A 5,691-nucleotide genomic window follows, 5' to 3' on the forward strand; every position below is an offset into this window, starting at 1 on the left:
TGGGCCGAATCGCGCTGCGCCATCAGCGCGTCGCGCTTCTGCGCCTGTTCGTCGAGAGCGGCCTTGGCGGCGGCGACCGCGGCCTGCGCCTGCTGCCGTTTCCGATCGGCCTCGTCCGCGGCCGTGTCGGCTGCCTTCTTGGCCTGACGGGCGGCGGAATCCTTGTTGGCCTGTTCGACTTGCGCCCGGCGCAGGCCGTCGATTGCGGCCTGCTGGTTCTTCGACGCCATGCCGAGCAGATCGGCGCGGTCGAGTGCGGAGGCCGGGTCGGAGCCGGCCAGGTAGTTCACCATCGACGTCGAACCCGGGTGGGTGTAGGCGTCGACAGCGAATTCGTCGAATGCGCCCTGCGCCCGGTCCAGCTGGGCTCCGGCGGACTGCAGATCGCGCTGGGTGGCGGCGACGGTCGCCGCGGCCGCGTCGGCGGCGGCACGGGCGTTCTGCAGGTCGACCAGCGCCTTGTTCACGGCTTCCCGCTTGCCGGCGACCTCGGTGTCGAGCTGGGCCAGCTGCTGATCGGCGGTGGCGACCTCATTGATCAGGCCGCTGACCTGAGTCACCCCGGCGTCGACCTGCGCACCCGCCGCGGCGATATCGCCGTCGCTCGGATTCGGAGGTGGCGGTGGCACCGCGGCCACCAGCGGAGCTGTCACCGTCAGCGCGATCCCACATAAGAGCAACCCCACAGCGACCTTCGCGGTCCCCCCGGACCGCCTCGCCGGTATTCGCATCACACCTCCCTGATCCCGCTGCGGCTCCCGGCGAGCACCAGATTCGCCAGGACTGCGCTGGGCGACCGATAGAGGCGTCGCCGCACGAGCACCAACGGTCCGTCTGCCCTCGAGGGACGCTGGAGGCCCATGTGACACTTCTTCCCCAAGAGTGTCACCTCGAAACCGTACGACACTTCTTTCACAGAGGAAACATCGGACGACAAATCACAGGGGAGTAATTTCCGGTTTGCTAAAAATTCGCTAACCGTGAATAGGGGTTCCGGGGCCGAACCAAACCGGTCGTTCAGTTTCGTCCCGCGAATCGCGACTTATCCCTCGAATCGGGCATCGCGCCCAGGTGGTAGCTAGTTTCCGGCGACCATCCAGGGTCGCCTCGCGACACGCCGGGCACGGCCGCCGGAGACCGCTAGCGAGACGGCACCGGCGGATTCGTCGCGGCATCGGCGGCGACTGCCGCCCGCTCCCGCGACGCCCGCCGGGACTTGATGTAGTACAGGCCCCCGATGGTCAGCACGGTGCCGGCCAGCACAACCGACGTGATCGCGGTCCAGGACACCTTTTCCGGTGCCTCCAGCCGGTCGACGAAAATCTGCGCGGCCGTCGCGGTGTGCCCGCCCTGATACTTGGCCTTGTCCTCGGCCCACTCCAGCCGCGCGCGGTTGATCGAATCGCTGTAGGTGCCGATCCAGTCGTCGCTGAACACCACGACCGTGCCGTGTTCGCTCTTGCCGAGGGTGGTCGCCAGGTCGCGCAGATCCGAATCGCGACCCGGATTTCCCTTCACGACCACGATGTTCAGCTCGATGCCGTGGGCGCGGGCCTGATCCGCGATCTCGGCGAGTTTGTCCTGATTCTTCGATTCGGGCGCGGCTACGTGGTTGTCGGCCAGATCCAGCACGATGGCGTCGACGTCGGTATCCGGCGGTAGCTCCGCGGCCATGGGGGTGAAAACCGAGGCATACGAGACGGTCATCTTCCATCCGGTCTTGTCGAGCCGCCGACTCCAGCGACGGACATCCAACACATTCACATGATCAACACACACCTGGCCGGCACACCGGAGGCGACAACTCCGACGGGGCCTTCGAGCACAGTACGCGACGGGGGCATCATGGATGGCGGCACGCCGCGCCGTACGCGCCCCGCATGCTTCATAGGACAAGCGTACTGTTAGAGTTCGGAAGTACGAGGCGCGCAGCCCGAAACGCGTCCTCGACGACAGCCGCCGGCGCAGCCCCGCCGGTGGCCACCCCACGGGGCCCGCACGCGCCCCGATCGGAACACCGACGAGTGGAGCTGAACGTATGACAAGTATCGATACATTCGGCGCCAAGGGCACCCTCGAGGTCGGAAGCAACTCCTACGAGATCTTCCGCCTCTCGGCCGTGCCCGGCACCGAGAAGCTGCCCTACGCCCTGAAGGTCCTGGCGGAGAACCTGCTCCGCACCGAGGACGGCGCCAACATCACCGCCGACCACATCCGCGCCATCGCCAACTGGGATCCGTCGGCGGAGCCGAGTATCGAGATCCAGTTCACCCCCGCCCGCGTGATCATGCAGGACTTCACCGGCGTGCCCTGTGTGGTCGACCTGGCCACCATGCGTGAGGCCGTCACCGCCCTGGGCGGCGACCCGAACAAGGTCAACCCGCTCTCCCCCGCCGACATGGTCATCGACCACTCGGTGATCCTCGACGTCTTCGGCCGCGCCGACGCCCTCGAGCGCAACGTCGACCTCGAATACCAGCGCAACGGCGAGCGCTACCAGTTCCTGCGCTGGGGCCAGGGCGCGTTCGACGACTTCAAGGTCGTCCCCCCGGGCACCGGCATCGTGCACCAGGTCAACATCGAGTACCTGGCCCCGACCGTCATGACCCGCAACGGCCAGGCCTACCCGGACACCTGCGTCGGCACCGACTCGCACACCACGATGGTCAACGGCCTGGGCGTGCTGGGCTGGGGCGTCGGCGGTATCGAGGCCGAGGCCGCGATGCTGGGCCAGCCGGTCTCCATGCTCATCCCGCGCGTGGTCGGCTTCAAGCTCACCGGTGAGATCCAGCCGGGCGTCACCGCCACCGACGTCGTGCTCACCGTCACCGACATGTTGCGCAAGCACGGTGTGGTCGGCAAATTCGTCGAGTTCTACGGCGCCGGCGTGGCCGAGGTGCCGCTGGCCAACCGCGCCACCCTGGGCAACATGAGCCCCGAATTCGGTTCCACCGCGGCGATCTTCCCGATCGACGGGGAGACCATCAACTACCTGCGTCTGACCGGTCGCTCCGACGAGCAGCTGGCCCTGGTCGAGGCCTACGCCAAGGAACAGGGCATGTGGCACGACGCCGCGCACGAGCCCGCCTACTCGGAGTACCTCGAGCTCGACCTGAGCACCGTGGTGCCCTCGATCGCCGGTCCGAAGCGCCCGCAGGACCGCATCCTGCTCAGCGAGTCGAAGGCGGCGTTCCGCTCCGACATCACCGACTACGTCACCGGTGACTACAACGGTCTCGACGAGGGCGTGGAGGAGACCTTCCCGGCCTCGGATCCGGTCTCGGTCTCGGCCGGCGCCGCCAACGAGAGCTACGCCCCCGCGCATTCGGCGGCCAACGGCGCCAAGGGCCGCCCGTCCAAGCCGGTCAAGGTGGTTTCCGAGGACCGTGGCGAGTTCATCCTCGATCACGGCGCGGTCGTGGTCGCGGGCATCACCTCCTGCACCAACACCTCCAACCCGTCGGTCATGATCGGTGCGGCGCTGCTGGCCCGCAACGCGGTCGAGAAGGGCCTGTCCAGCAAGCCGTGGGTCAAGACCAACATGGCCCCGGGTTCGCAGGTCGTCTCCGACTACTACGAGAAGGCCGGCCTGTGGCCGTACCTGGAGAAGCTGGGCTTCTACCTGGGCGGTTACGGCTGCACCACCTGCATCGGCAACACCGGCCCGCTGCCGGAGGAGATCTCCAAGGCCGTCAACGACAACGACCTGTCGGTCACCGCCGTGCTGTCCGGTAACCGCAACTTCGAGGGCCGCATCTCCCCCGATGTGAAGATGAACTATCTGGCCTCCCCGCCGCTGGTCATCGCCTACGCCCTCGCCGGCACGATGGACTTCGACTTCGAGACCGACGCGCTGGGCCAGGACACGGACGGCAACGACGTGTTCCTCCGCGACATCTGGCCCTCGGCGCAGGAGATCGACGACACCATCAAATCGGCGATCAGCCAGGACATGTTCCGCAAGTCCTACGCCGACGTCTTCAAGGGCGACGAGCGCTGGCGCAACCTCGACACCCCGTCCGGTGACACCTTCGCCTGGGACGAGAACTCCACCTACGTCCGCAAGGCGCCGTACTTCGACGGGATGGAACTCGAGCCGGCCCCGGTCGAGGACATCAAGGGCGCCCGCGTGCTGGCCCTGCTGGGTGATTCGGTCACCACCGACCACATCTCCCCGGCCGGTCCGATCAAGCCGGGCACCCCGGCCGCGCAGTACCTCGACTCTCACGGCGTCGAGCGCAAGGATTACAACTCCCTGGGCTCGCGGCGCGGCAACCACGAGGTGATGATCCGCGGCACGTTCGCCAACATCCGGCTGCGCAACCAGCTGCTCGACGACGTCTCGGGTGGTTACACCCGCGACTTCACCCAGGACGGTGGCCCGCAGGCGTTCATCTACGACGCCTCGCAGAACTACCAGAAGGCCGGCATCCCGCTGGTCGTGCTGGGCGGTAAGGAGTACGGCTCGGGTTCCTCGCGCGACTGGGCGGCCAAGGGCACCCGTCTGCTGGGCGTCAAGGCCGTCATCACCGAGTCGTTCGAGCGCATCCACCGGTCGAACCTGATCGGCATGGGCGTGATCCCGCTGCAGTTCCCCGCGGGTGAATCGGCCGCGTCGCTGGGCCTGGACGGCACCGAGGTGTTCGACATCGAGGGCATCACCAAGCTCAACGAGGGCACCACGCCGAAGACCCTGAAGGTCACCGCGACCAAGGAGAACGGCGAGAAGGTCACCTTCGACGCGGTCGTGCGCATCGACACCCCCGGTGAAGCCGACTACTACCGCAACGGCGGCATCCTGCAGTTCGTGCTGCGCAACATGATTCGCGGCTGATATCCCGCACCACGCGGTGCGGCGTCGTGCCGCGCCCGGCGACCGTTCGGCTCGCCGGGCAGGCACGAATCTCGTTGTGCCGCCGCAGGATCTACGCGTCCATGCTCGTACTGTGAGAACCCCCGCGCCGGATCGTCCCGGCGCGGGGGTCCGTGCATTCCCCGCTGGAGGAGCCCATGCCCAAGGTCAGTGACGATCACCTCGCCGCCCGGCGCAGCCAGATTCTGGACGGGGCGCGGCGGTGTTTCGCCGAATTCGGGTACGAGGGTGCGACCGTCCGCCGTCTCGAAGAGGCGATCGGCCTGTCCCGCGGTGCGATCTTCCATCATTTCCGGGACAAGGACGCCCTGTTCCTGGCCTTGGCCCAGGAAGATGCCGGACGGATGGCCGAGGTCGCGGCCAACGAGGGCATCGTGCAGGTCATGCGGGAGATGCTCGACAATCCCGCGCAGTACAACTGGCTGGGGACCCGCCTCGAGATCGCCCGGCGCCTGCGCACCGATCCCGAATTCGCGGCCGGCTGGACCCAGCGTTCGGCCGAGCTCACCGCGGCCACCCTGGCCCGGCTGGAACGTCGCAAGGCGGCGGGCGCGCTGCGCGACGACGTGCCCACCGATGTGCTACTCGGCTATCTCGATCTCGTGCTCGACGGGCTCATCGCCCGCATCGCCTCCGGCCACGTCAACGAAAACCTCACGGCCGTACTCGATCTCGTGGAGGCGTCGGTCCGCCGCCGCGACTGAACCGCCCGCGATATCCGCCCGTGCCCGTGCCGGGTTCGTCGTACCATGTGCTGATGATCATGGGGCGGGGACGACGAGACGGACATATCGGCGGTGCTGCGCGCACCCCACTAC

The 5,691-nt window shown here is 67.5% G+C and carries 4 protein-coding genes; 2 read left to right on the plus strand and 2 right to left on the minus strand.

The genetic code is table 11. The annotated features are described in order from the left end of the window. Positions 1-653, minus strand: a 653-nt coding sequence (locus tag ON23_RS14715; protein WP_373282189.1) for a coiled-coil domain-containing protein, incomplete at its 3' end; no start/stop codon positions are given. 487 nt (positions 654-1,140) lie between these two features. Continuing rightward, a complete protein-coding gene (locus tag ON23_RS14720) occupies positions 1,141-1,758 on the minus strand; it encodes an Rv1476 family membrane protein (protein ID WP_223273370.1) in 618 nt (205 codons plus the stop codon). 280 nt (positions 1,759-2,038) lie between these two features. Here ON23_RS14720 and acnA point away from each other — a divergent pair, with 280 nt between their 5' ends. Both acnA and ON23_RS14730 read left to right on the plus strand, forming a co-directional pair. Continuing rightward, entirely contained in the window at positions 2,039-4,834 is a 2,796-nt protein-coding gene (acnA, locus tag ON23_RS14725; RefSeq protein WP_039778833.1) for an aconitate hydratase AcnA, read from the plus strand. A 176-nt stretch (positions 4,835-5,010) separates the two neighbouring features. After that, positions 5,011-5,577, plus strand: coding sequence for a TetR/AcrR family transcriptional regulator (locus tag ON23_RS14730; RefSeq protein ID WP_036502387.1), 567 nt, complete (start codon positions 5,011-5,013; stop codon positions 5,575-5,577). Positions 5,578-5,691: the final 114 nt, after the last annotated feature.

The sequence above is a fragment of the Nocardia cerradoensis NBRC 101014 genome (assembly GCF_000308535.1).
GTDB classification, from domain to species: domain Bacteria; phylum Actinomycetota; class Actinomycetes; order Mycobacteriales; family Mycobacteriaceae; genus Nocardia; species Nocardia cerradoensis.

What these genes read in the sequence shown, in the direction of transcription:
- ON23_RS14730 (WP_036502387.1), top strand. Translation starts at nt 5,011, where the DNA reads ATGCCCAAGGTCAGTGACGATCACCTCGCCGCCCGGCGCAGCCAGATT.
- acnA (WP_039778833.1), top strand. Translation starts at nt 2,039, where the DNA reads ATGACAAGTATCGATACATTCGGCGCCAAGGGCACCCTCGAGGTCGGA.